The 25,062-nt window shown below is 62.7% G+C and carries 21 protein-coding genes and 11 pseudogenes; 16 read left to right on the forward strand and 16 right to left on the reverse strand.

What is annotated here, in order from left to right:
• Positions 1–16: 16 nt before the first annotated feature.
• Positions 17–1,702, reverse strand: a pseudogene (gene fadD2 / locus PspTeo4_RS15275) (long-chain-fatty-acid--CoA ligase FadD2).
• Positions 1,703–1,928: 226 nt separating this feature from the next.
• Here fadD2 and PspTeo4_RS15280 point away from each other — a divergent pair.
• Both PspTeo4_RS15280 and PspTeo4_RS15285 read left to right on the forward strand, forming a co-directional pair.
• Positions 1,929–2,873, forward strand: coding sequence for an alpha/beta hydrolase (locus PspTeo4_RS15280; RefSeq protein ID WP_322364627.1), 945 nt, complete (start codon positions 1,929–1,931; stop codon positions 2,871–2,873).
• Between the two features lie 33 nt (positions 2,874–2,906).
• Positions 2,907–3,376, forward strand: a pseudogene (locus PspTeo4_RS15285) (MaoC family dehydratase).
• A 117-nt stretch (positions 3,377–3,493) separates the two neighbouring features.
• Here PspTeo4_RS15285 and PspTeo4_RS15290 read toward each other — a convergent pair.
• From PspTeo4_RS15290 to PspTeo4_RS15310, 5 genes and pseudogenes are all read right to left on the reverse strand, one after another.
• Positions 3,494–4,734, reverse strand: a pseudogene (locus PspTeo4_RS15290) (RNA polymerase sigma factor).
• On the reverse strand, positions 4,734–5,219 hold the full coding sequence (locus tag PspTeo4_RS15295; protein ID WP_322364628.1) for an SRPBCC family protein: 486 nt from the start codon (positions 5,217–5,219) through the stop codon (positions 4,734–4,736). Before PspTeo4_RS15295 ends, PspTeo4_RS15290 begins: the two are co-directional and overlap by 1 nt.
• A gap of 21 nt (positions 5,220–5,240) precedes the next feature.
• The gene (locus PspTeo4_RS15300) at positions 5,241–5,585 is read right to left on the reverse strand and encodes a YciI family protein (protein ID WP_322364629.1); all 345 of its coding nucleotides are present in this window, start codon (positions 5,583–5,585) and stop codon (positions 5,241–5,243) included.
• 44 nt (positions 5,586–5,629) lie between these two features.
• Positions 5,630–6,055, reverse strand: coding sequence for a YybH family protein (locus PspTeo4_RS15305; RefSeq protein WP_322364630.1), 426 nt, complete (start codon positions 6,053–6,055; stop codon positions 5,630–5,632).
• Positions 6,056–6,158: 103 nt separating this feature from the next.
• Positions 6,159–6,587, reverse strand: coding sequence for a GyrI-like domain-containing protein (locus tag PspTeo4_RS15310; protein ID WP_322364875.1), 429 nt, complete (start codon positions 6,585–6,587; stop codon positions 6,159–6,161).
• Between the two features lie 140 nt (positions 6,588–6,727).
• Here PspTeo4_RS15310 and PspTeo4_RS15315 point away from each other — a divergent pair, with 140 nt between their 5' ends.
• Positions 6,728–7,213 (forward strand): AraC family ligand binding domain-containing protein, encoded by a 486-nt coding sequence (locus PspTeo4_RS15315; RefSeq protein WP_322364631.1) that lies wholly within the window; start codon positions 6,728–6,730, stop codon positions 7,211–7,213.
• Positions 7,214–7,223: 10 nt separating this feature from the next.
• Complete coding sequence (locus tag PspTeo4_RS15320; protein ID WP_322364632.1) at positions 7,224–7,535, forward strand: AraC family transcriptional regulator; 312 nt, start codon at positions 7,224–7,226, stop codon at positions 7,533–7,535.
• On the opposite strand, the pseudogene PspTeo4_RS15325 reads toward PspTeo4_RS15320, so the two are convergent.
• The 4 genes and pseudogenes from PspTeo4_RS15325 to PspTeo4_RS15340 all read right to left on the reverse strand — a co-directional run bounded on the left by PspTeo4_RS15325 (position 7,499) and on the right by PspTeo4_RS15340 (position 9,818).
• A pseudogene (locus tag PspTeo4_RS15325) lies at positions 7,499–8,142 on the reverse strand (LysE family translocator). The gene PspTeo4_RS15320 and the pseudogene PspTeo4_RS15325 overlap by 37 nt on opposite strands.
• A gap of 81 nt (positions 8,143–8,223) precedes the next feature.
• On the reverse strand, positions 8,224–8,556 hold the full coding sequence (locus PspTeo4_RS15330) for a type II toxin-antitoxin system HicB family antitoxin (protein WP_322364633.1): 333 nt from the start codon (positions 8,554–8,556) through the stop codon (positions 8,224–8,226).
• Positions 8,553–8,807 carry a type II toxin-antitoxin system HicA family toxin gene (locus PspTeo4_RS15335; RefSeq protein WP_322364634.1) on the reverse strand — a complete coding sequence of 85 codons (255 nt, stop codon included), beginning with the start codon at positions 8,805–8,807 and terminating at the stop codon, positions 8,553–8,555. The genes PspTeo4_RS15330 and PspTeo4_RS15335 overlap by 4 nt, the downstream gene beginning before the upstream one ends.
• A gap of 57 nt (positions 8,808–8,864) precedes the next feature.
• On the reverse strand, positions 8,865–9,818 hold the full coding sequence (locus tag PspTeo4_RS15340) for a threonine dehydratase (RefSeq protein ID WP_322364635.1): 954 nt from the start codon (positions 9,816–9,818) through the stop codon (positions 8,865–8,867).
• Between the two features lie 91 nt (positions 9,819–9,909).
• Between PspTeo4_RS15340 and PspTeo4_RS15345 the strand changes: the two genes are divergently transcribed.
• Entirely contained in the window at positions 9,910–11,253 is a 1,344-nt protein-coding gene (locus tag PspTeo4_RS15345; protein WP_322364876.1) for a PLP-dependent aminotransferase family protein, read from the forward strand.
• Between the two features lie 70 nt (positions 11,254–11,323).
• Here PspTeo4_RS15345 and PspTeo4_RS15350 read toward each other — a convergent pair.
• Positions 11,324–11,580 (reverse strand): annotated as a pseudogene (locus tag PspTeo4_RS15350) (DUF2790 domain-containing protein).
• Between the two features lie 490 nt (positions 11,581–12,070).
• On the opposite strand from PspTeo4_RS15350, the gene PspTeo4_RS15355 reads away from it, so the two are divergent.
• Positions 12,071–12,436, forward strand: coding sequence for a GNAT family N-acetyltransferase (locus PspTeo4_RS15355; protein WP_322364877.1), 366 nt, complete (start codon positions 12,071–12,073; stop codon positions 12,434–12,436).
• Here PspTeo4_RS15355 and def read toward each other — a convergent pair.
• The 3 genes and pseudogenes from def to PspTeo4_RS15370 all read right to left on the reverse strand — a co-directional run.
• Positions 12,414–12,928, reverse strand: a pseudogene (gene def / locus PspTeo4_RS15360) (peptide deformylase); the annotation flags it as partial. The gene PspTeo4_RS15355 and the pseudogene def overlap by 23 nt on opposite strands.
• Positions 12,925–13,884, reverse strand: coding sequence for a YihY/virulence factor BrkB family protein (locus PspTeo4_RS15365; protein WP_322364636.1), 960 nt, complete (start codon positions 13,882–13,884; stop codon positions 12,925–12,927). The pseudogene def and the gene PspTeo4_RS15365, both read right to left, overlap by 4 nt.
• Positions 13,885–14,031: 147 nt before the next feature.
• Positions 14,032–14,211 carry a CsbD family protein gene (locus PspTeo4_RS15370; RefSeq protein WP_322364637.1) on the reverse strand — a complete coding sequence of 60 codons (180 nt, stop codon included), beginning with the start codon at positions 14,209–14,211 and terminating at the stop codon, positions 14,032–14,034.
• A 428-nt stretch (positions 14,212–14,639) separates the two neighbouring features.
• Between PspTeo4_RS15370 and PspTeo4_RS29950 the strand changes: the two genes are divergently transcribed.
• The 4 genes from PspTeo4_RS29950 to PspTeo4_RS15380 all read left to right on the forward strand — a co-directional run bounded on the left by PspTeo4_RS29950 (position 14,640) and on the right by PspTeo4_RS15380 (position 16,457).
• Positions 14,640–15,347: a right-handed parallel beta-helix repeat-containing protein gene (locus PspTeo4_RS29950; RefSeq protein WP_416196929.1), complete on the forward strand. Its 708-nt coding sequence runs from the start codon at positions 14,640–14,642 to the stop codon at positions 15,345–15,347.
• A 20-nt stretch (positions 15,348–15,367) separates the two neighbouring features.
• The gene (locus tag PspTeo4_RS29955; RefSeq protein WP_416196930.1) at positions 15,368–15,658 is read left to right on the forward strand and encodes a hypothetical protein; all 291 of its coding nucleotides are present in this window, start codon (positions 15,368–15,370) and stop codon (positions 15,656–15,658) included.
• Entirely contained in the window at positions 15,625–15,921 is a 297-nt protein-coding gene (locus PspTeo4_RS29960) for a hypothetical protein (protein WP_416196931.1), read from the forward strand. Before PspTeo4_RS29955 ends, PspTeo4_RS29960 begins: the two co-directional genes overlap by 34 nt.
• A 155-nt stretch (positions 15,922–16,076) precedes the next feature.
• Entirely contained in the window at positions 16,077–16,457 is a 381-nt protein-coding gene (locus tag PspTeo4_RS15380; RefSeq protein ID WP_322364638.1) for a hypothetical protein, read from the forward strand.
• Here PspTeo4_RS15380 and PspTeo4_RS15385 read toward each other — a convergent pair whose 3' ends face one another.
• The gene (locus tag PspTeo4_RS15385) at positions 16,458–17,294 is read right to left on the reverse strand and encodes a S1 RNA-binding domain-containing protein (RefSeq protein ID WP_322364639.1); all 837 of its coding nucleotides are present in this window, start codon (positions 17,292–17,294) and stop codon (positions 16,458–16,460) included.
• Between the two features lie 269 nt (positions 17,295–17,563).
• Here PspTeo4_RS15385 and PspTeo4_RS15390 point away from each other — a divergent pair.
• Positions 17,564–18,289 (forward strand): annotated as a pseudogene (locus PspTeo4_RS15390) (DUF6279 family lipoprotein).
• Positions 18,290–18,401: 112 nt separating this feature from the next.
• Here PspTeo4_RS15390 and aceK read toward each other — a convergent pair.
• Positions 18,402–20,116: pseudogene (aceK, locus tag PspTeo4_RS15395) on the reverse strand (bifunctional isocitrate dehydrogenase kinase/phosphatase).
• 246 nt (positions 20,117–20,362) lie between these two features.
• Here aceK and PspTeo4_RS15400 point away from each other — a divergent pair.
• The 5 genes and pseudogenes from PspTeo4_RS15400 to PspTeo4_RS15420 all read left to right on the forward strand — a co-directional run bounded on the left by PspTeo4_RS15400 (position 20,363) and on the right by PspTeo4_RS15420 (position 25,048).
• A pseudogene (locus PspTeo4_RS15400) lies at positions 20,363–21,238 on the forward strand (DMT family transporter).
• 379 nt (positions 21,239–21,617) lie between these two features.
• A complete protein-coding gene (locus PspTeo4_RS15405) occupies positions 21,618–22,454 on the forward strand; it encodes an ABC transporter ATP-binding protein (protein WP_322364878.1) in 837 nt (278 codons plus the stop codon).
• A 31-nt stretch (positions 22,455–22,485) separates the two neighbouring features.
• Positions 22,486–23,513 (forward strand): annotated as a pseudogene (locus PspTeo4_RS15410) (ABC transporter substrate-binding protein).
• A complete protein-coding gene (locus PspTeo4_RS15415) occupies positions 23,510–24,286 on the forward strand; it encodes an ABC transporter permease (RefSeq protein ID WP_322364641.1) in 777 nt (258 codons plus the stop codon). Before PspTeo4_RS15410 ends, PspTeo4_RS15415 begins: the two are co-directional and overlap by 4 nt.
• Positions 24,283–25,048: pseudogene (locus PspTeo4_RS15420) on the forward strand (SDR family oxidoreductase). The gene PspTeo4_RS15415 and the pseudogene PspTeo4_RS15420 overlap by 4 nt, the downstream one beginning before the upstream one ends.
• Positions 25,049–25,062 lie beyond the last annotated feature (14 nt).

Raw genomic sequence — 25,062 nt, forward strand, 5'->3', positions numbered from 1 at the left:
AGATGGCGACTCGGTATTACGCTATGTCACGCAGCTCGCGCCGCAGGATCTTGCCCACCGGGGTCATCGGCAGCGATTCGCGCAGCACGATGTGCTTGGGCACCTTGTAGCCAGTGAAGTTGGCCTTGCAGTACGCCTTCAGCTCATCGACGCTCAGCCCGTTTTCCCGCGGCACCACGAACAGCTTCACCGCCTCCCCCGAACGCTCGTCCGGCACGCCGATGGCTGCGCAGTTGGCCACCTGCGGGTGCCCCATGATCACGTCTTCGATCTCGTTGGGGTACACATTGAAGCCCGAGACGATGATCATGTCCTTCTTGCGGTCGACGATGCGGGTGAAGCCATCCCGATCATCACGGCAATGTCGCCGGTCTTGAACCAGCCGTCCGCATCCAGGGACTGGGCGGTTGCCTCAGGTTGTTGCCAGTAGCCCTTCATCACCTGCGGCCCCTTGATGCACAGCTCGCCCCGCTCACCCAGCGCCAGCTCGTTGCCGTCGTCGTCGATCACCTTGAATGCCGTGCCCGCCACCGGGATACCCACGGTGCCCAGGCGCGCCATCTGGCCATAAGGGTTGGTGCTGGCGACCGGGGAGGTTTCAGTCAGGCCATAGCCTTCGACGATGCGGCAGCCGGTGAGGCTTTCCCAACGCTCGGCAGTGGCCTTGACCAGCGCCGTGCCGCCGGAGTTGGTGACCTTCAGTGCAGAGAAATCCAGATTCTTGAACCCAGGGTGATCCATCAACGCCACGAACAGCGTGTTCAGCCCCAGCAGTGCCGAGAAACGCCACTTGCCCAGTTCCTTGATGAAACCCGGAATATCACGCGGGTTGGTGATGAGCACGTTGTGGTTACCGGTGACCATCATGCACATGCAGTTCGCGGTGAATGCATAGATGTGGTACAGCGGCAGCGGCGCGATCATCACCTCCTGCCCATCCTTGATCAACCGTTGCCCGTCCGGCCCGTGCTGGGAGAAACACGCCAGCACCTGAAGCATGTTGGCCACCAGGTTGCCGTGGGTCAGCATCGCCCCCTTGGCCAACCCGGTGGTACCGCCGGTGTACTGCAGCACGGCGATATCGCCCAGGCCCTGCTCCACGGGTTTGTGGGTCAGGTCGCGCCCCTGGCGCAGCACCTGCTTGAACGACACGGCCTGGGGCAACTGGAAGGCGGGCACCATCTTCTTCAGCTTGTCGACCACGGTGTTGATCAGCCAGCCCTTGGCCGCGGGCAGCAGGTCGCCCATCTTCGCCTCGATCAGGTACTCGATGCCGGTGTCGGGCAGCACCTCCTGCACACGCTTGCCGAACATGTTCAGGTACACCAACGCACGGGCGCCGGAATCCTTGAACTGGTGGCGCATCTCGCGCTCGGTGTAGAGCGGGTTGGTGTTGACCACGATCAGGCCAGCGCGCAGCGCTCCGAACACGGCGATGGGGTACTGCAACACATTGGGCATCTGTACGGCGATGCGGTCACCCGGCTGCAGGTCAGTGCTTTGCTGAAGCCAGGCGGCAAAGGCTGCCGAGTGCCGTTCCAGTTCGGCGTAGGTCAGGGTCACGCCCAAGTTGCTGAACGCCGGGCGGTCGGCGAAGCGCTTGCACGAGCGCTCGAACACTTCGACGACGGAGCGGTAGGCATTGATGTCGATGGTGGAAGGCGCCCGCGGGGCGCTTGTCATTCCAGAAGTCGGCTTGCATTTATTATTGTTCCTCTGCCTGGACCCACAATGTGGCGCGTTGTCCTTTAGTCCCTTGTCCCTTTCGCCTGACGGTGAAAAGGCGTTGATCCGACGTTAACAGGTAAGTCCAAGGTGGCATACACGCCAAGTGCCGCCATTAACATTGTGAATCTTATTTGTGCCCTTCCTGCAATCTGGCCGGTTGTGCATACACTGTGCTCTGACCCACGCGCAAAGGATTCGCCATGCCTTACGACGCCTTCTGGCTTCCCGCCAGCGAGCATTGCAGCCTGTACGTGCACCAGTGGTTGCCGGCCACACCGGTGAAGGCGGCGGTGTTGCTGGTGCATGGCATGGCCGAGCACGCTGGCCGTTACCAGCGCCTGGGCCAAGCCCTGAGCAACGCAGGTTTCGCGCTGTTCGCCCCAGACTTGCGGGGCCATGGTCGTACTGCCGAAGGAGGTAGCCTTGGCCTGTTTGCCAAGCAGCATGGCTGGAATGCCATACTCAACGACCTGGGCCTGCTGGCCCAGCACATCGGCCAGCAATTCCCCGGCACGCCGCTGTTCCTGCTGGGACACAGCATGGGCAGCTACATTGCCCAGTCATACCTGGTGCACCACAGTGCCAGCCTGCAGGGGGCGATCCTCAGCGGCTCCAACTTCCAGCCTGTGGCGCTGTATCGCGCAGCGCGCCTGATTGCCCGCCTGGAGGCTTGGCGCCAGGGGCCGATGGGCAAGAGCGCGCTGATCGACTGGCTGTCGTTCGGCTCGTTCAACAAGGCATTCAAACCCAACCGCACGGCCTTCGACTGGCTCAGCCGCGACCCATCGGAAGTCGACCTGTATGTGAACGACCCGCTGTGCGGCTTCCGTTGCACGAACCAGCTGTGGCTTGACCTGCTGCAAGGCCTGGCGCAAATCAGCCAGGCGAAGCACCTGGCGCAGATCGACCCGAACCTGCCGATACTGGTCATGGGCGGCGAATGTGATCCGGTGAGTGCCGGCAAGCGTCTCACCCATCTGGCCGACGCCCTGCGCGCGACTGGCAATCGCCATGTACAATTGCGCGTCTATGCCCAGGCGCGGCACGAAGTACTCAATGAAACCAATCGTGACGAGGTCACCGCCGATGTTCTCGGCTGGCTGGAACAAGCGCTGGCCCTTGGCCGCCCTGCTCGCAGTGAATGATTGCCGCCTCGTCCGCCCATTAAGGAAGCCCCGATGACCCAGGTCACCAACACGCCTTACGAAGCCTTGAAGTCGGCCAGAAGGCCAGCTACGAAAAGTCCGTGGAAGAACGCGACATCCAGCTGTTCGCCGCGATGTCCGGTGACCACAACCCGGTGCACCTGGATGCCGAGTTCGCTGCCAAGAGCATGTTCCGCGAGCGTATCGCCCACGGCATGTTCAGCGGTGCCCTGATCAGCGCTGCGGTGGCCTGCACCCTGCCAGGCCCCGGCACTATCTATCTGGGCCAGAAGATGAGCTTCCAGAAACCGGTGAAGATCGGCGACACCCTGACCGTACGCCTGGAAATTCTCGAGAAACTGCCGAAGTTCAAGGTGCGCATCGCCACCAACGTGTACAACCAGAACGATGAACTGGTCGTCGAGGGCGAGGCCGAGATCCTGGCGCCACGCAAGCAGCAGACCGTTGAACTGGTGTCGCCGCCTAACTTCGTGGCGAGCTGATCGGGCAAGCCCGCACTGGCCCTATCGCCGGCGAGCCGGCTCCCACACTGACCGCGTCGACCTCGAGATCAACGCTGTACCTGTGGGAACCGGCTTGCGGCGATAGGGCCAGCAGCGTCATCCCCCAAGCGCGCGCAGCCGACCTTCTATATGCCGCCGCTCCGGCGCCTGCCGGGTCAGCTCCAGCGCTCGCTTCCAGGCCACACGCGCCTGCTCCACATTCCCCAACTGATGATGCAGCTCAGCTCTAGCCGCATGCGCCAGGTGGTAATCCTGCAACTCCCCGGCAGCCAGCACCGCCTCTACCGCCCGTAATCCGGCCTCGGCCCATCGCGCTTGGCCAGCGCCACCGCCCGATTGAGCGCGACCACGGGCGATGGCCAATGCCGCAACAACTCATCATAAAGCCCGACAATCTCAGCCCAGTCGGTCTGCCCGGCCGTCGTGGCTTCGGCATGCACCGCAGCAATCGCAGCCTGCAAGGTATAAGCGCCGAACGCCCGGCTGCGCAGCGCCTGACGTACCAGCGCGCAGCCTTCAGCGATCTGTTCATGGTTCCACAGGCTACGGTCCTGTTGCTCCAGCAACACCAGATTGCCCTGCGCATCACTTCGCGCCCGCAGCCTTGACGCCTGCAACAGCATCAAGGCCAACAGGCCGATCACTTCCGGCTCGGGCAGCAGCTCAACCAGCAGTCGGCCCAAGCGGATGGCCTCATCGGTCAGCTCCTGCTGCACAAGGGCCTCGCCGAATGACGCCGAATACCCTTCGTTGAACACCAGGTAGATCACCCGCAGCACACTTTCCAGGCGCTCTGGCAACTCGTTCAGCTCCGGCACCAGGTAAGGGATGCCAGCATCGCGGATCTTCGCCTTGGCGCGCACGATGCGCTGGGCGATGGTCGCCGGGCTCAACAGGAAGGCCCGGGCAATCTGCTCGGTGGTCAGGTCGCACACTTCACGCAGGGTCAAAGGCACCTGCGCATCCGCAGCCAGTGCCGGGTGGCAACAGGTGAAGATCAGCCGCAGGCGGTCATCGGCCAGCAGTTCTTCTTCGCTCGGGTCCTGGCCCTGTCCTTCGATGAGCATGATCAGGTCTGCCTGGGAGCGGTCGAATCGGGCACGTCGGCGCAAGGCGTCGATGGCCTTGAAGCGGCCGGTCGACACCAGCCACGCCCGCGGATTATCAGGAATGCCCGCCTGCTGCCAACGTTCGACGGCAATGAAGAAGGCTTCATGCATGGCCTCCTCGGCCAAGTCGAAATCCCCAAGCAAACGAATCAGGGTGGCCAGAATGCGCCGTGAATCGCGACGGTACACCGCCTCGACTTCGGCACGTACCTGCGCAACGCCGGCCATCAGTCCGGCATCCGCTGAGTCACCACCTCCACCAGGCGATCCAGGCTTTCTCCCCAGCCCTGATGGAAGCCCATTTCTTCATGGGCCCGACTATCGGCGGCACTCCAGTGCCAGGCGCGTGCGGTATAGCGGGTTTTGCCCTGCTCCTCGTCAAAGGTCACGACGGCCGTCATGAACGCCTTGTCCGACGGTACCCAACCGGGGCCGAAGGCATCGGTGAACACCAGGCGCCGGGGAGCGGCAATTTCAAGGAACACGCCCTGGGTAGGGAACTCACTGCCGTCGGGCGCGCGCATGAGGGTGCGGAACAGGCCGCCCACCCACAGCTGCATCTCGCATTCGGGGGTGGTCATGCCATGGGGTCCCCACCACTGCATCAGCCATTCAGGTTCGGTCCAGGCTCGGAACACTTTGGCAGGCGGCGCATCGATCAGGCGGCTGATGGACAGTTCATGTTTCGCTTCTGCAGAGGGTGCCAGCGTCATTCTTGTTGTTCTCCGCTCAGGTCAGGGTTGCAGATCACGCACCGGCCGAACTTCCACGCTGCCGACCCGTGCCGCCGGTATGCCCTTGGCAATATTCAAGGCTTCGTTCAAGTCCCGGGCATCTACCAGGTAAAAGCCGGCCAGTTGCTCCTTGGTTTCGGCGAACGGCCCATCGGTGAGGCTCATGCGGCCACCCCGCATGCGCACCGTGGTGGCGGTCTGCACCGGCTTGAGCGCCTCGGCCGCCAGCATGCGCCCCGAGTTTTGCAATGACTGTGCGTAAGCCATGCATTCGGCGTCTTCCGGGCTGTCGGGCAGGCTGTGCAGCAGCCCTTCGTCACAATAGACCAGGCACAGGTATTTCATGGTCGCCTCCAGGGCATTGAAACAGTGCGTTTGGCGATATCGGCTCAAGGCTTGAGATCGAACAGTGCTTTTTGCGTTTCCATGTCGAACGGCGCCGACCAGTGCTCGTGAATGACTTGCCATTGCCCGGCGCGGCGGCGGTAGCCGACTGTGGCGCGCATGAAGCCGCACTGGCTTTCGTCATCCGACGGGCCGCAACGGTTGAGCCAGTGGGCCAGGCCCAGGTCGCCATCTGCGTGGACGGTGAGTTGGGCAAGCTCGAAAATCATCGGCCCGGTGCAGAACCCCATGCACATTTCCCAATGCGCCCGGTAGGCGGCCTTGCCCTTGAACTGCAGTTCCTTGATGGCGTCGAAGGCGACGATATCGTCGGCATAGGGCGCGGCGATGCCATCCAGGTCGCGATCACGTACGGCCTGCATCCAGGTATCGATGAGTTGACGGATTTCGGTTTCGGCTGCGCTGTTCATCGGCGAACTCCTGCGCTCGGTCATGAGCAGTTTGGCGCAGGTGTGTCCTGCGCCCTCACCTCTTGGTCGAACGGTAGCCGGGGAAATCGACAGGCCGATGAAATTATTTGCGTTGCAACGGCACCCAGATTTCCATGGCCGCATCCGGGTGCGCCGGGTCGAAACCTGCCGGATAGCGCTCGAACAAGGCCGCGTCGGCCTGCTGCAGGCCTGACTGAGCCAACCAGGCAAACAGGCCTTGGAAGGTGCCCTTCAATTCCTGCAGGCTGCCGCGATGTTCGAACACTGCGTAGTGTTGCGGTGCCAGCTGCAACGTCGTGAACCCTTCGGGGAGCGCCCGGGTGGCGCTCACCTCGACCGCCGCCAGGTAGTCGAAACCACCACGCTCGTCGGGGTGATAGCACACACCGTAGCTGTCTTGCCCAAACAACCACGGCGCATCGCCACCGTGATCGACGAAACGCTGCCACAACAGTGGCAACCCACTCAGGTTGCTCAGGTTGAAACGTTCGCACAAACCCGCGAGTGTCAGCGCTCGGCCATCCTCGTAGCGTGCGGGGGAATCGGCAGTGTGCTCATGTCCGTCGCCTCATTGATTAAGCCCAACCAGGCATTGCCTGGCCTGCACTGGTTCGATAGCGTAGCGCAGATCAGCCCACCAGATTTTGACCCATGCCCCTGACCTGCGAAGCCCTGCATGTGTGCCCCCAGCTCGAACTTTCGTGGGTGCGTGCCGCAGGTGGCGCCAGCTTTGCCCGGCATACCCACGATGAGTATGTACTGGGTGCGAACCTGAGTGGGCACGAACGCATCTGGCTGGACGGACGCGAACTGGACGTGCTGCCCGGCCAGGTAACGCTCTACAACCCCTTGGCCGTGCAAGGCTCGGCCTTCGGCGCGGAGCCTGTCGAATACATCAGCGTGCATTTGTCGGCCGAAGCGCTGTGCCAGGTGATCGACCAGGAAAACCTGCGCTCCACCCGGCAGGCACCCAGCTTCGAGCAAGGCGTGTTGCAACACCGGGGCTGTTCAAGGCGCTGGCAGAGCTGGCCGCGCCTCTGCGCACGATCAGGAGCAGGCGCAACTGCTGCTGTTCGCACAGTTGCTCGAACAATCGTCAGTGCGCCCCGGCGAGCAGGCGCCTGCCATCGACCGTAGCGTCGCCTATATGCGTGCCCATCTTGGACAGCGTTTGCAACTGGAGCAGTTGGCGAGCATTGCCGGCCTGAGCAAGTACCACTACGTGCGCTGCTTCAAGAAAGCCACCGGACTAGGCCCGTTGCAGTACCACATGCAACTGCGTCTGATCGAAGCCCGCCAACGTCTGCGGCTGGGCCTGCATCCCCAGGATGTGGCATTGGGTCTGGGCTTCTACGACCAGAGCCACTTCATCACGGCCTTCCGCCGCGTCCACGGCGTCACCCCGCACCAGTATTCGACCGTTTACAAAGGCGGGCTTGCCAGAATGAATTCGCGGTAGCCGGAAACGACCACATATACCGCGAAATAACAGAAAATCGCCGCCGACAGCAGGTAGGACCAGGTCAGCAAGCGGTCACCCAGCAAGCGCCCGCCATGGCTGGCGATACCACACAGGGACAGGCACCAGACCAGCCCGGCCGCGAAGAAACCACCGAGGAACAGCCCGGCTTCGACCAGGCTACCGCCCCCGGAGCGGGAGATCAGCACCCCGCCAACTGCCGCGAACCACAGAATGGCGCTGGGCGACGACATGGCCAGAAAGATCCCCGCAGGAATTCCCGCCACCCCGACTCCACCACCACCTGCCCTCGCGCCTCCATGTGCCCGCCTCGCCAGGCCGCCAGCAGCATTTTCAACGCGAACCACACCAGCATCGCCGAGCCACCCAGCCACAGGACCCAGCGCACGGCTTCGAACTGCAGCAGAACGGTCATCCCGGCCAACGCCGCCACCGCGTAGAGCAGGTCACCCACACAGGTGCCAAGGCCCAGCCAGAAGCCTTGAAGAAAACCACGCTGCATGGCCAGGGTGATCATGGCGATGTTGGCCACGCCGATGTCCAGGCACAGGGACAGGCTGAGGAGAAAACCGTTGGAAAAAGGCATCGAGGGCTCGGCTACACGTTGAAGACAAGCGCCATTTCAGCACGCACGAGTGCGCGCTGTATTGGAAGTAATTGCGCTTGGTCAGGCCAATGTCGCTTGCTCGAACACTTCGTCAGCCCACTGGTTCAAGCTCTTGCCTGCGGCACGCGCAGCAACACTCGCAGCCGCGTGAACCTCTGGCCGTATACGCAGCATGACCTTGCCGGAAGCGGGCTTCTCCGGACTGATACCCTGCTCTGCACAATCGGCCAGGTAATCGTCCAGAGCCTCGCGAAACGCTTCATGCAACTCGGGAACGGAGCTTGCGTGAAAACTGATGATGTCTCGGATGCCGAGCACGCGGCCGACAAAGATGTCGTCACGCTCATCGTATTCGATACGGGCGGCATAACCCTTGTAACGCATGCAACTCATAGGCTGACTCCTGCCCGCAAGAGAAATTCGCGGGCCTCTTCTATCTGATACCGCTTGGCTTCCTTACCTGGGTGCGGTCGATGGCATCTCCAGAGTTGCCCACGAAGCACGAGCTTGACCCTGGAACCCTGCCGCTCGTGCACTTGCCCTCCGAGATAAAGCACCAAGGCCTCGATCTCGGAGAAAGCCAATGACGCCGTGGTGGGCGTTCTGAAAATTGCTTCGCTGATCTTGCGGTATCGAGTGTTCATCGAAAGATGCTATCAAAATAAGATAGCACTTTTTCCCCGACTTTCATTCAAGATCTTTCACCCCCGCAAAACCTCCGCATACCGCTCACGATCCACATTAGCCCCACTCAACACCACCGCCACACGCTTGCCAGCCTGCTTGCCACGCTCCTGCATGAGCGCTGCCAACGCCGCAGCCCCAGCGCCTTCAGCCGTGTTGTGGGTAGTTTCGTGATACAGGCGCATGGCTTCGGCGATTTCGCTGTCGTCCACCCGCACGATACGGGCCGCGTGCTCGCGCACCAGGGCGAAGGCATCGGCATGGGGCACCCGGCAGGCCATGCCATCGGCGAAGGTCTCGGCGGTGGCCGTAGTGACGATGCGTCCTTGCTCGAAGCTCTGCGCATAAGCATCCGCCGCACTGGAAACCACACCCACGATTTCAGTGTTCAAGCCCAGCAGATTGCGCGCCTGGATCAGCCCGCAAATGCCCGAGCCCATGCCGATCGGCACATACACGCAGTCCAGTTCTTGCACGGCCTCGAACAGCTCCAGGGCGTAGGTCGCCACCCCACGCACCAGCTCAGGGTGGAACGAGGGCACCATGGTGTAGCCCAGCTCGGCGGCCATTCGCCCGGCCTCTTCACGGGCCACGTCAAAGTCCACGCCATACTCGACCAGCTCGGCGCCCAGCGCACGCATGGCAGCGTTCTTCTCCCGGGAGTTGCCTTGCGGCACCACGATCACCAATGGCAGGCCGGCCTGACGTGCCGCCAAGGCCATGCTCTGGCCATGGTTGCCACGGGTCGCAGTGACCAGGCCACGGGGTGGCGTGCCGCCCTCCAGCAATGAGCGCACATACACCAGCCCGCCGCGTACCTTGAAGGCCCCGGTGGGCGCATGATTCTCGTGCTTGACCCACACCTGGCAGCCCAGCCGCGCAGCCAGCAATGGCCAGGCATGCTGCGGGGTGGCGGGTACGTGCTGGTGAACGAATGCGGCGGCTTCACGCAAGGCGGTAAGGTCGAACATGGCGGTCATCCTTCATGGGCAAGAGGTTGATCCGATCCTATGTGCCGGGCATTGTATGGGTAAATCCTTATATTGCATGGGCAGCAATTTCATGTGGATACCCGAACTCGTCGACGACGGCCGGCCACGCTACCTGGCGCTGGTGGACGCCATCGCCAGCGCCATCGAATGTGGAACACTCAAGGTCGGCGACCGCCTGCCACCCCAGCGTCGCCTGGCCTGGAAGCTGGGGTTGAACCCCAGCACCACGCAGCAAGCCTACCGCGAGGCCGCCGCCCGTCATCTGGTGGCTGGCGAAGTCGGGCGTGGCACCTATGTGCTGGCCGGTAGCCAGGAAGCAACGCTGTTTCGCCTCAAGCAGCATGACCCGCTGGACGCACTGATCGACCTGTCGACCAACGTGCCAGTGGTCGACCCCGCCACCCCAGATCTGCACGTTAGCCTGCAGGCCCTGCTGACACAGGGGCAGAGTCACCTGCTCGATCATTACCTGGGCCCGCAACAGTTGCTGCTGGGCAGGCTCCAGGGCGCCCGCTGGCTGGCCAATCGCGGCCTGGCGTTGGCGGCGGACGATTTGTTGATGTGCGCAGGCGCCCAGCAGGCGCTCACCTTGCTGCTGCAGTCGTTCTGCCAGAACGGCGAGCCGGTCATGCTCGAGGCACTGACCGCCCCCGGCATCAAGGCGGCCTGCCGACAGCTGCGCCTGCCGGTGCACGGTGTGGCGCTGGACGACCAGGGCCTGCGACCGGATGAGCTGGACCGGGTTGCCCGTGCCAGCGGTGCACGGGTGCTGGTCACCACCCCGACCCTGCACAACCCCACTGGCGCCTTCATGGACGACACTCGCCGCCGGGCAATTGCCGAAGTGGTTGAACGCCTTGGACTGCTGGTGATCGAGGATGATGTCTACGGCGCCCTCAGCGACCGCGCGCCTCTCTACCCCTTGTTGGGCGAGCACGGCGTGTTGATCAGCAGCTTGTCCAAGACTGTGGCCGCCGGGCTGAGGCTCGGCTGGATCGTGGCCAGCCCACGCCTGCTGGAGCAGGTCGATCCTTACTCCAAGGCCAGCCATTGGTCGGTTTCACCGTTGAACCTGCAGGTTGCCTGCCAGTGGATCGAAGACGGTACTGCGGCGCGGCGGCTGGCCTGGCAGCGCGCGGAAGTCGGCGAACGCTGGCGCCTGGCGCGCAAGGTGCTTGGAGGTGCGTTGTGCAACGCCAGCGAACCCGCGCCCCATGCCTGGGTGGCCGCCTCGCGAGGTGCTGACAAGGTGGTGGCGGAATGTCGGGCGCAACGTGTAGAAATCGTGCCGGCGAGTGTTTTCGCCGTGGGCGCGAGCGAGGAGCAAGCGGTGCGTATCAGCCTGTCGGCGGCGGGCAGCCGAGCCGAGCTGATGAAGGGCTTGGAGGTCGTGCGTCGGGTGCTGTCAGCTTGATGGATCAAAGCCGCCCCCGCAGCCCTGTTTCGGTCTGCAGGAGCGGGTTTACCCGTGAAGGGTCAGACAATCAGCCTTGCTGGCAGCCCTCGCCCATGGCGCGGTACTGAATGGTATGCACCTGCCCTGGTGGTCTTCATAGGTCATGGTCGCAGGTACCACTTCGCAGACATTGGGGATGGTCGACAGGTTGATCACCCGTTTGATGTCCAGGTTCATGGAGTAGTCGTACTGCTGGGCCACAGGCTCGGTGGAGACAGGTTTGGCCTCGTCTGCGAGGGCGAGCGAGGACATACCGACCAATGCAAGAATCAGTAATGGTTTCATGTGGGTTGGCCTTTAAAGCAATCAAGCTGATCGATTGACTTCAATATGCCGTCAATGGCGCGGAGAAGTTGTCATCTTGAAGGAAGATGACACGAAGTACCGATCCCGCTTCGTCGTACTGCTGGGGGGATGTTTGAAAGTCTACTCCCGCCTTTGAATAGTTGAACCCCAAAGTCGGACATTCACCCTTGCGGGATTTGCAACAATCTGCGACAAAATCGCCCCAAGATACTGGCCTAGAGCCTCTCCCGCATGTTTTTCCATATCAACGTCGAACTTGTATGAAAATACTGCCTGTACCGGCCTCATCGCCGGCAAGCCGGCTCCTACAGGTGGTCGACGCGGTCCATGTGGGAGCCGGCTTGCCGGCGATGAGGCCAGCACAGACAACCCATTACTCGGATCAAGCATGTCCACGCTGCACTGCACCCAACTGAACACTGTCGAGCGCCGCCTGCTCGACCACTTCTACCGCCAGCACGGCTCACGCATGCGCGCCGCCAGCGAGGGAGAACTGTGGGTAGCACGGCGCAACGAGATCATTGCAGGCCTGAGCCTGTCCGCCATCGAAAACGGCCACTGGCTCACGGGGCTGTTCGTCGCCCCTGAGCAGCGCAACCAGGGCGTGGCGGGGCAATTGATAGAAGCCGCTTTGGCTGAAAGGCGCGGCCCTGTCTGGCTGTTCTGCCACCCCGACCTGACTCCCTTCTACCAGCGCCTGGCATTCGAAACCGCCGAACAGCTACCCGAAGCCCTCGCCGCTCGCCTGGCGCGCTACCAGCGCAACAAACGCCTGGTGGCACTGGTACGCGATCAGTCGTCGCTGGCATCCAGCCCGGGAACAGCACCTCGGTGAATCCGAACTTGGCGAAATCCTGAATGCGCGAGGGGTACAGCCGCCCGATCAGGTGATCGCACTCATGCTGCACCACCCGGGCATGGAACCCGTCGGCGAAGCGGTTGATCGGGTTGCCCTGGGGTCGATACCTTCGTAGCGGATGTGCTTGTAGCGCGGCACCACCCCGCGCAGGCCGGGCACTGACAGGCAACCCTCCCAGCCGTCCTCGATCTCGGTGGACATGGGCGTGATCACCGGGTTGAGCAGAATGGTCTGCGGAACGGGCTCGGCATCCGGGTAGCGCTCGCTGCGCTCGAACCCGAAGATGACCAGTTGCAGGTCGATGCCGATCTGCGGTGCGGCCAGGCCTACACCGCCCACATGGGCCATGGTTTCGAACATGTCGTCGATCAGTTGCTGCAGTTCGGCGCTGCCGATCAGGTCGTCAGGCACCGGAGGGGCGATGCGCAGCAAGCGCTCGTCGCCCATCTTCAGAATCTCGCGGATCATCGGGGTGTCGGCTCGGAAGGTTGAGGCTCGGTAGGAATCGGGTGCTCATGGCCAAGCACTGTCAGCGTCTCCCTGGATTTCTTGCCGTCGAAATCTTTTTCACCAGGGTTCTTGCCTTCGGACGACATGTGCTCGATCACTGCATTCATTTCCGCCCCCAGCAACAGCACGGCGGCGGAAATATAGAAATACAGCAACAGCACGATGATTGCACCAATGCTGCCGTACATCGCGTTGTAGTCCGCGAAGGTCTTCACGTAGTAACCAAAGGCCAGAGACGCGATGATCCACACCACCACGGCCAGCACCGAACCCGGCGTGATGAAGCGAAACTTCTGCTTCACATCTGGCATGACGTAATAGATCAACGCTACCGCCACCATCATCAGGATGATGATCGCCGGCCAACGCAGGATGGTCCACACCGTGACGATCACCTCCTGCATGCCGACCTGGGAGGCGATCCACTCCATGACCTGCGGCCCCAGCACCATCAATGCTGCTGCAGCCAGCAACATGCCAGCGATGCCCACGGTGTAGATGATCGACAGCGGAATGCGCTTCCACACTGGCCGGCCTTCGGGCACATCGTAGGCGGCGTTCATCGCGCTCATCATCAAGCGCACACCCGCCGAGGCGGTCCACAGCGCGATCACGATACCCACTGAAAGCAAGCCACCCTTGGATTGCTGCAACTGGTCGATCACCGGGTTGACCTGCTCCAGGGCCTGCGGCGGCAGTACCAGTTCCGATTGCAGGCGCAGCCAGGAGAAGAAGTCCGGCAGGTGCAGAAAACCGATCAAGGCAATCAGAAACAGCAGGAAAGGGAACAGCGAAAACAGCATCTGGTAGGCCAACGCCGAGGCATAGGTGGACATCTCGTCATCGAGAAATTCGCTGACGGTGCGCACCAGCACGCGGTGCAGGGGCAGGCCGCGCAGGTCGGGGAAAATCATAGCGTCTCCTTTCGCCGCTTGATCAGTACAACAGAGAAGTCTAATAGACCACGCAACCGATGTACTGCTCCCTGCCGACTTTCAGAAAAAGCGACCGCCCTGTGGGAGCGGACAACACCGTTCCCACAGTCGGCACGAAACAATCAATCAGGGCTTTTTCACTGCATCCTTGATGTCACCCTTGATCTGCTGCGCCTCGCCTTTCAGTTCCTGGGCGCGCCCTTCGGCGCGCAGCTTCTCGTTATCGGTCGCCTTGCCGATGCCTTGCTTGACGTTGCCCATGGCCTCGTTGGCCAGACCTTTGACTTTGTCTTTGGTGCCGCTCATGGCAAATCTCCTGCAAGTTCAGACACGTGAACCGTGTCGACAGTCGGTTGACCGGGGCCTTCGCCAAGAGTTTCACTGGATTTGCCCACGGCATGCCGGGCGGTAAAGCAGGGCGAATACCGCACCGAATTGGCCGCAACGCTCTGCGCAGCGCCCCACCTCTCCCCTAGAATCACCTGCAAAGGGCAGCCCGAAGCAGGCTGCCTTCGATAAGAACAATCGTTACCGGAAACCCGCACCATGCGTTTGATGCCCGTGCTCGCAGCCTTGCTGCCCTGCTCCCCCTGCCCGCTCTTGCCGCCGCACCGGCCAGCAGCGAAACCCTGCGCGTCGACCATTATGCCGACGACGGCCAACCCGGCAGCCTGCGCTGGGCGATCGAGACCAGCAACCAGAACCCTGGCCACTACCGCATCGACATCGCCGCGGTGGGCAAACCGCCCTATGTGATCCGTCCGACCCGCGCCCTGCCGGAAATCAAGGGCCCGGTGCGCATCACCGGCCTGTCGTGGGCCCGCGACGGCCAGTACATCGCCATCGACGGCTCCGGCTATATCAAGGACCAGGGCGTGCACACCTGCCCCGGCGCGCTGCCAGGGCAATACGGCACCAATGTGCGCACCACCACCAACCCTGGGCTGGTGCTGCGTGACACTCAAGGCGTGCACCTGAGCGGCCTGGAAGTGCGCAACTTCTGCATCGGCATTCTGGTCAACCGCGCCAGTGGCAACGTCATCGAAGACAACCGCATCGTGGCCAACAAAGGCGGCGCCGGGATCATGCTCACCGGCGACGACGGGGCCGGCAACCCGACCGCCACCACCACGGTCAACAACAAGGTGCTGCGCAACCAGTTGATCGACAACGGCGACGGCCTGGAGCTCACCCGTGGCGCGGCGTTCAACCTGGTGGCCGACAACCTGTTCCGCTCCACTGCGGCCAACCCGGAGCCCTCTCAAGGCATCGAGATTCTGCTGGGCAACGACAACAGCGTGGTACGCAACCGCTTCGAGAACTACTCCGACGGGCTGCAGATCAACTGGGGCAAGCGCAACTACCTGGGGCCAACACCTTCACCGGCAACTCCAACGGCGTCAGCGTCACCGGCGAAGGCAATATCCTCGATGGCAACCTGATTCACGGCAACCGCATCGGCGTGGCCTTGCGCCCGGAGCCTGATGTCACCGCCACGCGCCTCACCGCCAACCGTATCTGGGGCAACAGCCAGGACATTCGCCGCTGCGAGGCCGGCGGCTCCTGCGTGCCCGACCAGCGCACCGGCGCCATCGTCTTTGGTGTGCCAGCACAGGCCCATGCGCTGTACGTGGGGTCACGCGGGGTGGGTGCGGATTTGGCGAAGAAAGACCAGGCCATCATCTGTGATGGCAACGGCGAACCAAGCCGTGCCAGCCGTTGCCCAACCATAACCAGCAGGCGCCCCGGCTGATTGCGCTGCAGGGTGAGGTATTGCAGGGTGAGGTGACAGGGCCGGCATCCAGCCTGTTGCGGGTCGAATTGTTTGGTAATGCCGAAGGCAACGGAACCGAGGCGGAGCAGTATCTGGGTGAAGTGCTGGTGAACAGTGACCAGGACGGCAAGGCGAAATTTGCCCAGACGCTGGAAAACGCCGGGCAATTGCGCAGTTTTACCGCGACAGTCACCACCGCTGATGGCGCAACGTCTGAGTTGAGCCAACCACTTCATCGCTGAACCCATCGGCCCCATCGCCGGCAAGCCGGCTCCCACAGGTCACTGCAGTACCTGTGGGAGCCGGCTTGCCGGCGATAGGGGCAACAAACCTTGCCCCGTTACCGGCCACCCCTCACAATGCAGGCCTTATCAAGCGTCAACCCGCAGGAACCTGCATGAAACTCGACAAACCCGCCGCCATCGCTCGACGCAACGAAGCACTGGCCAACCCGGTGCTCAACAGCACCAATACCCTGTTCGCCATCCTCGACCGCAAACGCAACCTGTGGTGGTTCGAGGTGCCGGTGGCGCTGCTGCGCAAAGGCCAGCCCGACTGGGTCAACCTGCTGCTGCACACCCCGGAAAGCGACGAGTTGCAGCACCTGAAGGTGCCCACCAACTTCCTGCGTGCCCATCAAGAGCAAATGGAAGTGCGCAACCCGGGCAAGCGCCGCTCGACCATCAGCCTGGCCCTTAGCGCCGACCGCGATTCACTGCTGCGCGATACCCGTCCGGGCGGCGAGCATCTGGACTTCAAGGCCTTCGTCCAGGCCTGATCAGGCCCGCTCGATGCGATCGTCATGGATGACGATCCGGCCTTGCTTGAACAACGCACCAATGGCCTTCTTGAAGTTGCCCTTGCTGACGTTGAACAGCTGGCTGATCACTTCCGGGGTGCTCTTGTCGCACACCGCCAGTACCCCGCCCTCCGCCTCCAGGCGCGCCATGATCTGCTCTTGCAGGTTATCGCCCAGCGCCTTGCCGACCGGCTGCAGGCTCAAGGCGATCTTGCCGTCGTGGCGAATTTCCTTGATGAAGCCTTCCACATGCATGCCCGAACGCAGGAACTTGAACACCTCGTTCTTGTGGATCAGGCCCCAGTGGCGGTTGTTGATGATGGCCTTGAAGCCCATGGGCGTTTCCCCGGCCACCAGCAGCTCGACCGGCTGGCCAACGGAGTAATCCGCCGGGGTGCGGTCCAGGTAGCGGTCCAGGCGCGCGGTGGCGGTGATGCGGCGGGTGCGCTTGTCCAGGTAGGCATGCACCACGCAGTAGTCACCGATCTTCAGTGGCCGAGACTCTTCCGAGTAAGGCATCAGCAGGTCCTTGGAAAGGCCCCAATCGAAGAAGATGCCGGCATTGTTGATGTCCTTGACCTTGAGGCTGGCGAACCCACCCACCTGCAATTTGGGCTTCTCGGTGGTGGCGATCAGCTGATCTTCGCTATCCAGATAGATGAACACGTTGAGCCAGTCGTCGACTTCGGTCGGCGTGTCCTTGGGAATGTAACGCCTGGGCAGCAGGATTTCGCCGTCGGCACCGCCGTCCAGGTACAGGCCGAATTCCACGTGTTTCACGATTTGCAAACTGTTGTAACGCCCAAGCAGAGCCATTTCCGATGTTCCTCAAGACAAGGCGGCTATTCTACACCTGAAGCCACGGCGCTGCCCGACCACTGATTCAATCGTCGGAACCGCCGTGAACCCTTTACGTCTACCGACTGGCCAACCCCTGCAAGGACTCGCCCATGCATGTTCGCCTGCTCAAAACCTTGCTCATTGCCATAGGCGTCGCCCTGGCCCTGGTGGCGTGCAACCGGATCGACCTGGCCTACCGCAACCTCGACCGTTTGGTGCCGTGGTCGCTGACCGACTACCTGGACATGAACGGCGACCAGAAGGCCTTGCTGGATGAACGCCTCAAGCAGCACCTGGCGTGGCACTGCAAGACCCAACTGCCCGGTTACCTCGACTGGCTCGACCGGGTGCGCACGATGGTCGCCGAAGACCAGGTAACCGACCAGACCCTGCAGCAGCGCACCGATGAAGCACGCCAGGCCATTGGTCGGGTGGCCAAGGAAATCACCCCATCGGCCACCGAACTGCTGCGGGCATGAGCGACGCCCAGGTGGCTGAAATGCGCGAGGCTTTTCGCGAGGACATCAGCGAACGCCAGAAAAGTACGTGGATACCCCCTGGAACAACAGATCAAGCGGCGCACCGAGCGCATGGAAAAGCGCCTGACGCCCTGGTTCGGCGAACTGAACACAGCTCAGCGCCAGCGCATCAAGGCCTGGTCCCAGTCGTTGGGCGACCAGAACCGCGAATGGATCACCAACCGCGCCCACTGGCAGCAGCAACTGATGCTGGCCATGAACCAGCGCAACGACGCCAGCTTCGAACCCCGTCTGGCGCAGCTGCTGCAACGCAAGGAGAGCCTGTGGACAGCGGATTACCGCATCGCCTACCAGAACACCGAACAGCAGGCGCGCAGCCTGTTGGTGGACATGATGCACCTGAGCACGCCCGCCCAGCGCACATTCCTGCAGCAACGTCTGGCTGAAGTGCGCACCGATTTCAGCGAACTCAAATGCCTGCGTAGCCCGTGACGGCCTCATCGCCGGCAAGCCGGCTCCCACATTTACTGCGCCGATCTTGAGATCACTGCACTACCTGTGGGAGCCGGCTTGCCGACGATGAGGCCAGTACAGACCATCCAACTCACCGCCCCTTGCGCCGATACGGAAACACATCGATCACCTTCCCTTCCCGGATAGCCGCCTGCAGTCCCTTCCAGTAATCGGCGTCATACAGCTCCCCATGCAAGCGACTGAACAGCCGCCGCTGGCCGATATCGGCGAACAGAAATGGCGGAAATTCTTCGGGAAACACATCGTGCGGCCCAATGGAGTACCACGGCTCGCCCGACATCTCGTCCTCCGGGTAGCGCGGTGGCGGGATGTGGCGGAAATTCACCTCGGTGAGGAAACTGATCTCGTCATAGTCGTAGAACACCACGCGCCCGTGGCGGGTCACTCCAAAGTTCTTCAACAACATGTCGCCCGGGAAGATATTCGCCGCCGCCAGTTGCTTGATGGCCAGGCCGTAGTCCTCCAGCGCCTCCAGCACCTGTGCTTCGCTGGCCTGCTCCAGATACAGGTTGAGCGGCGTCATGCGCCGCTCGGTCCAACAGTGGCGAATCAGCACCGTGTCGCCCTCAAGGGCCACGGTCGAGGGCGCCACTTCCAGTAACTCAGCCAGGCAATCGGCTTCGAACTTGGCCTTGGGAAAGCGAAAATCGGCGAATTCCTGGGTATCGGCCATACGCCCCACCCGGTCGACGCTCTTCACCAGGCGGTACTTGTCGATCACCGTCGCACGGTCGACGGTCTTGGACGGCGAGAAGCGGTCCTTGATGATCTTGAACACCGTGTTGAACCCCGGCAGGGTGAACACGCTCATGACCATGCCACGCACACCAGGGGCCATGATGAAACGATCGTCACTGCCGGCCAGGTGGTTGATCAGCGCTCGATAGAACTCCGACTTGCCGTGCTTGTAGAAGCCGATGGAGGTGTACAGCTCGGCGATGTGCTTGCCCGGCAGAATACGCTTGAGAAAGTTGACGAACTCCGCTGGCACCGGCACATCGACCATGAAGTAAGAGCGAGTGAAGGAAAAGATGATCGACACCTCGGCCTCATCGGTAATCAAGGCATCCGCTTCGATGCCGTGGCCTTCGCGGTGCAGCAAGGGGATCACCAGCGGCCACTGCTCGTCCAGCGTGTGCAGGCGGCCCACCAGGTAGGCGCCCTTGTTGCGGTACAGCACCGGCGAGAACAGTTCCACGGCCAGGGCCGGGTCCTTGCATACCCAGTCCGGCAGGCTTTCGCGCAGTTGCTCTTCCAGGCGCGCAAGGTCGCCTTCCAGATCACCGTAAGATACATCGAACGGGTAATCGGCCAGGATACCCCGCAGCAGCCCCTTGAGGCCGCCGTCTGCCGCGTAGGTACGGGTTTGCGCGGCCCGCTCATGGCTGCGCATCGAAGGTCGGGTGGTGTGGATGAACATGCAACCATCGCTGATCTGGTCATGGCTGAACAGGCTGCAGAACAGCGAGTTGTACCAGGTTTCCGACAGTTCATCGTCCAGGCGCGGGTCGATCAGGCTGATGTAAGCGCTTTTGACCAAGGGCCACTGCCCCACTTCCAGCAGCACCTCTTCATCGAAGCCGTCGCGCAACCAACCGTTGACCTCACCGACTTTCTGCTCGTACAGGTTGATGCGTGCGGCAGCGGCCAGCTGAATATCCTGCCAGCGCGCCTGCTCGAAGCGCTCGCGGGCCCCGAGGGTGATGCGGCGAAAGTGTTCGCGGTAATCGTCGAAGCCATCGAGGATCATGCGGGCGATTCGTTGGCCGGCCAGTGCTGGGTCATGCGCGACACCTGGGTGCGGGTTGAGATAGACAGCTTAGACGCCGGGGAATTTGTGGTGCCTGCCTTGGCCTCATCGCCGGCAAGCCGGCTCCCACATGGACCGCACCGGCCTCGAGACCAGCGCAGTACCTGTGGGAGCCGGCTTGCCGGCGATGAGGCCAAAGCAGATTTACACCGCAAGAAAGCACAAGAAACACCCCGCCCCCTGACGTACACTCGCGCCCTGCCTTGTATCCGGAGATTGCTGTGAGCCCCATCGCCCTAGCCCGCCTGCTGACCCTTGCCGCCGTCTGGGGGCGAGCTTCCTGTTCATGCGCATCATCGCGCCGGAACTGGGTACCGTACCCACCGCATTCTTCCGGTCTCGATCGCCGGCCTCGGGCTGATCGCCATCCTCGCCGTGGCCCGCGTACGCTGGAATTTCGAGGGCAAACTGGGGGCCTGCCTGGTGCTGGGCATGATCAACTCTGGCATCCCGGCCACCTTCTATTCGGTCGCCGCGCAGGTTCTGCCCGCCGGCTATTCAGCCATTTTCAACGCCACCACACCGCTGATGGGCGTCCTGATCGGTGCCCTGTGTTTCCGCGAACCGATGACTCTGCCCAAGCTGTGCGGCATCTTCCTTGGCCTGTTCGGTGTCGGCATTCTCAGCGGCGCCGGCCCCGTGGCCCTGGACCTGGCCCTGCTGCAAGGCGCCTGGCATGCCTGGCGGCCACCACCTGCTATGGCTTTGCCGGCTTCCTGGCACGACGCTGGATCAGCGGGCTGGACAGCCGCCTCTCGGCGTTGGGCAGCATGCTTGGCGCCACCTTGATGATGACGCCGCTGTTCGCCTGGAGCGCACTGACCCAGCCGCCTGCCAGCTGGGGCGGTTGGCAGGTGTGGTTGTCGCTGCTGGGGTTGGGCCTGGTGTGCACGGCCTTCGCCTACATCCTGTACTTCCGTCTGCTTGCGGAGATCGGGCCGGTCAAGGCCAGTACCGTGACCTTTCTGATTCCTGTGTTCGGGGTGCTGTGGGGTGCCTGGCTGCTGGAGGAGTCGCTGTCCATGGGGCACCTGTATGGCGGGTTGCTGATTGGTGTGGCGCTGTGGCTGGTGCTCAGGCCTTCGCGTAACGCTTAGCTGCCAATCGCCGGCAAGCCGGCTCCCACAGGTACGCCACCGCTCTCAAGGCAATTAGATAACCTGTGGGAGCCGGCTTGCCGGCGATGAATCCACCTCTGTTTCACCTGTAAAACCCACCCCTCTCCCGTTACCCCAAAATGCCCAACTCCCACGCACGCGCCCTCCTTCGTGCGCGGTTGCTGGGCATTTTCGTGCCATATAAAAAACCTTGTTTCATATATAAAACAACTCAAAACCACCTACATATTCGTAACTTAATAATAAATAAGGCTTTTCTGATTATTTAACAGAAATGACACAACTGGCATTGTTCATGCACTAAACGGCGTATCACCTATAAAACAGACCAGAGAACACTCCCATGGCTGTGAAAGAGATGTACGCAATCGCCCCGCAGTGGAATGCACCACACCCCAAGGACAACCCGGCGCCAACGGAAATCGAGTTCCGCAATGTCGGCAAGGCCTTCCCCGCCAAAGGGCAGACCGAAGCGCCGTTCGCCATCCGCGGCGTGAACTTCCAGATCCGTCGCGGTGAAGTGGTTTCGATCATCGGCCCTTCCGGCTGCGGCAAGAGCACCATCCTCAACATGGGTTCCGGCCTGTACAAGCCAACCGAAGGTGAAGTGCTGGTCAGCGGCGAACGGGTCAACGGCCCGGTGGGCAAGGTCGCCTTCATGTTGCAGAAGGACTTGCTGATGCCCTGGCGCAGCATCCGCCGCAATGTCGAACTGGGCCTGGAAATCCAGGGCATGCCGGCCGCCGAACGCAAAGCCATCGCCGAGGATCTGCTCACGCGTTGCCACCTGCAAGGCTTTGCCGACCACTACCCGTTCCAGCTGTCCGGTGGCATGCGCCAACGCGCCGCCCTGGCCCGCACCCTGGCCATCCAGCCGGAAGTGCTATTCCTCGACGAACCGTTCTCGGCCCTCGACGCCCAGACCAAGATGATCCTTCAGCAAGACCTGGCGCGGATGCTGTTCGAAGAGAAAAAGACCGCGCTGTTCATCACCCATGACCTGGTCGAGGCCATCGCCCTGTCAGATCGCCTGCTGGTGATGAGCGCCCGCCCCGGCACGATCATCGAAGAAATCGAAATCGACCTGCCGCACCGCGACAACCCGCTGGAGCGCCGCAAGCTTCCGGAAATCGGCCCGTTGGCAGGCCGTTTGATGGAACTGCTGAAAGTCGGCGAAGACCACGACCTGCACTGACCGACGCCTCACTCACCACTTGGGAGTTAGCATGTTCACCACTACCTTCAAGCGCGTCGCGCACGCAGCTTTGGCCGCACTCGCCCTGAACCTGGCCGCACAGGCCCAGGCCGAACCGACCAAGGTCACCTACCTGCTGCCTGCGCCCCCAGCCTGCCGGCCTTCGCGCCGTGGATCATCGCCAAGGAAAAAGGCTACTACCAGGCCCAGGACCTGGACCTGACCTTCATCGCCGCCAAGGGCGGGGTCGATGTGGCCAAGCAGATTGGCGCCGGCAACGCGCTGGTCGGCGGCGCCATCGGCGACACCCCGATCATCGTCCGCCCCAACGGCATTCCGGTGCGCGCGGTGGCCGTGCTTGGCGGCGGTGGCGTGACCATGATCGCCACCAATGCCGACGAGAACATCCAGTCGATCAAGCAGCTCAAGGGCAAGACCCTGACCGTGATGTCCTACTCCGACACCACCTACTACGCCCTGCTCGCCTCGCTGCGCAAGGCCGGGCTGAGCAAGGACGACGTCGACATCCAGGCCGCCGGCCCTCGGGCGTGTGGCAGCTGTTCTCGGCCAACAAGGCCCAGGCCATGGCCGGGGTGCCAGACTGGGTGGTCAACGCCGAGGACGCCGGCCTGAAGTACGCGCTGATCCCCGCGACCAAGTGTTCGAGAGCATGGCCCAGGCGATTCTGGCCTCCGACGACGCCATCGAACATCACCCGCAAATCGTCCGTGGCGTGGTCCAGGCCACCCTGCGCGGCCTCAAGGACATCATCGACGACCCCAAGGCCGCCGCCGCCAGCTTCGCCCGTGCGGTACCGGCCTACGCCGGCAAGGAAGCCTCGCTGGAGAAAACCCTGCGCCTGTACGTGGAATACGTCTACGCCGGCCAGCCGGTGCCGGACGCATCGACCCGGCGCGCCTGGATGCGGTGCGCAAGTTCTATGTCAGCGAAGGCATCGTCCCCCGCGAACCCAAGCTCGACGACCTGTACAGCAACCAGTTCATCGAAACCACGACCGCGGCCAGTGATGGCCGGCAATCACAAGGTAACGCCCGATGAGAAACCTCAATCCGTCCGTAGCCGGCAGCGTCGGTCTGCTGGTCCTGTTCCTGGTGCTCTGGCAATGGGGCCCGGGGCTGGTCGGCATGCCCGAGTTCGTCATGCCGCAACTGAGCCGCGTCGCCCAGGAAAGCCTGCTGATGTGGCAGTCCGGCAACCTGTTGGAGCACACCCTGATCACCGCCTTCGAGATCATCGTCGGCTTCGCCCTCGGCGCCCTGCTGGGTGTGGCCATCGGCGTGTCGCTGGGCCTGTCGCCGTCGGCCGAGGCCATGCTGTCGCCGTACATCCTGGCCCTGCAGATCGCGCCCAAGGTGGCCTTCGCGCCGCTGTTCGTGATGTGGCTGGGTTACACCATCTACCCGAAGATCCTCATCGCCATCCTGATCGTGTTCTTCCCGGTGATGATCAACGTGCTCTCGGCCATCCGCACCGTCGACCCAGACATGATCAACCTGGTGCGCACCATGAACGCCAGCCGCTGGCAGATCTTCCGCCTGGTGGAGTTCCCCTCGGCCATGGCCGCACTGTTCTCCGGCCTGCGCATCGCCTCGACCCTGGCGGTGATCGGCGTGACCGTCGGTGAGCTGGTCGGCGGCAACCAGGGCCTGGGCTTCCTGCTGGTGGACGCCGAAGGCCAGGGCAACACCGCGGGCGTGTTCGTGGCCATCGTCATGCTCACGCTGATCGGCGTAATCGCTTACGGCGCGGTGGTCTGGGCCGAGAAGCGGGTTCTGCACTACCTCCCCAAAGCCATGCTGAGTACTCAATGATGAGCGCATTCAACAACCTGCTCGAAGGCCGCCGCGTGCTGGTCACTGGTGGTGCCCGCGGCCTGGGCTACGCCTTCGCCCAGGCCATCGCCCAGGCCGGCGCCCGGGTGGTGATCGCCGATGTGCTGGCCGGCCGCGTGCAACAGGCCGCCTGCGAACTGAGCGGCATGGGCCTTGATGTGAGCGGCGTGTCCCTCGACCTGGCCAACCCCGAGTCGATCGACGCCTGCATGGAGCGCACCGTCAAGCGCCTGGGCGGCCTCGACGGCCTGGTCAACAACGCCTCGATCACCAACTCCGGCGGCAAGAGCTGCGAAGAACTGGACATCGAAACCTGGGACCAGGTCATGCAGGTCAACGTGCGCGGCACCTGGCTGATGACCCGCGCCGCCCTGCCCGCCCTGCGCGAAAGCGGCCGTGGCGCGATCATCAACCTCGCCTCCGACACACCGCTGTGGGGGCGCCGAACCTGCTGGCCTATGTGGCCAGCAAGGGCGCAGTGATCGCCATGACCCGCAGCCTGGCCCGCGAGCTGGGCAACGCCAACATCACCGTCAACGCCATCGCCCCCGGCCTGGTGCTGGTCGAAGCCACCGCCTACGTGCCCGAGGCCGCCACCGCCTGTACACCGAACAACGGGCCATCCAGCGCCCGCAACTGCCCGACGACGTCAGTGGCGCGGTGCTGTTCGCCCTGTCCGACCTGTCGCGCTTCATCACTGGACAAACCCTGCCGGTCAACGGCGGGTTCGTCATGCCTTGAGCCAAGGAGACCAA

It is taken from the genome of Pseudomonas sp. Teo4, assembly GCF_034387475.1.
Lineage (GTDB): Bacteria > Pseudomonadota > Gammaproteobacteria > Pseudomonadales > Pseudomonadaceae > Aquipseudomonas.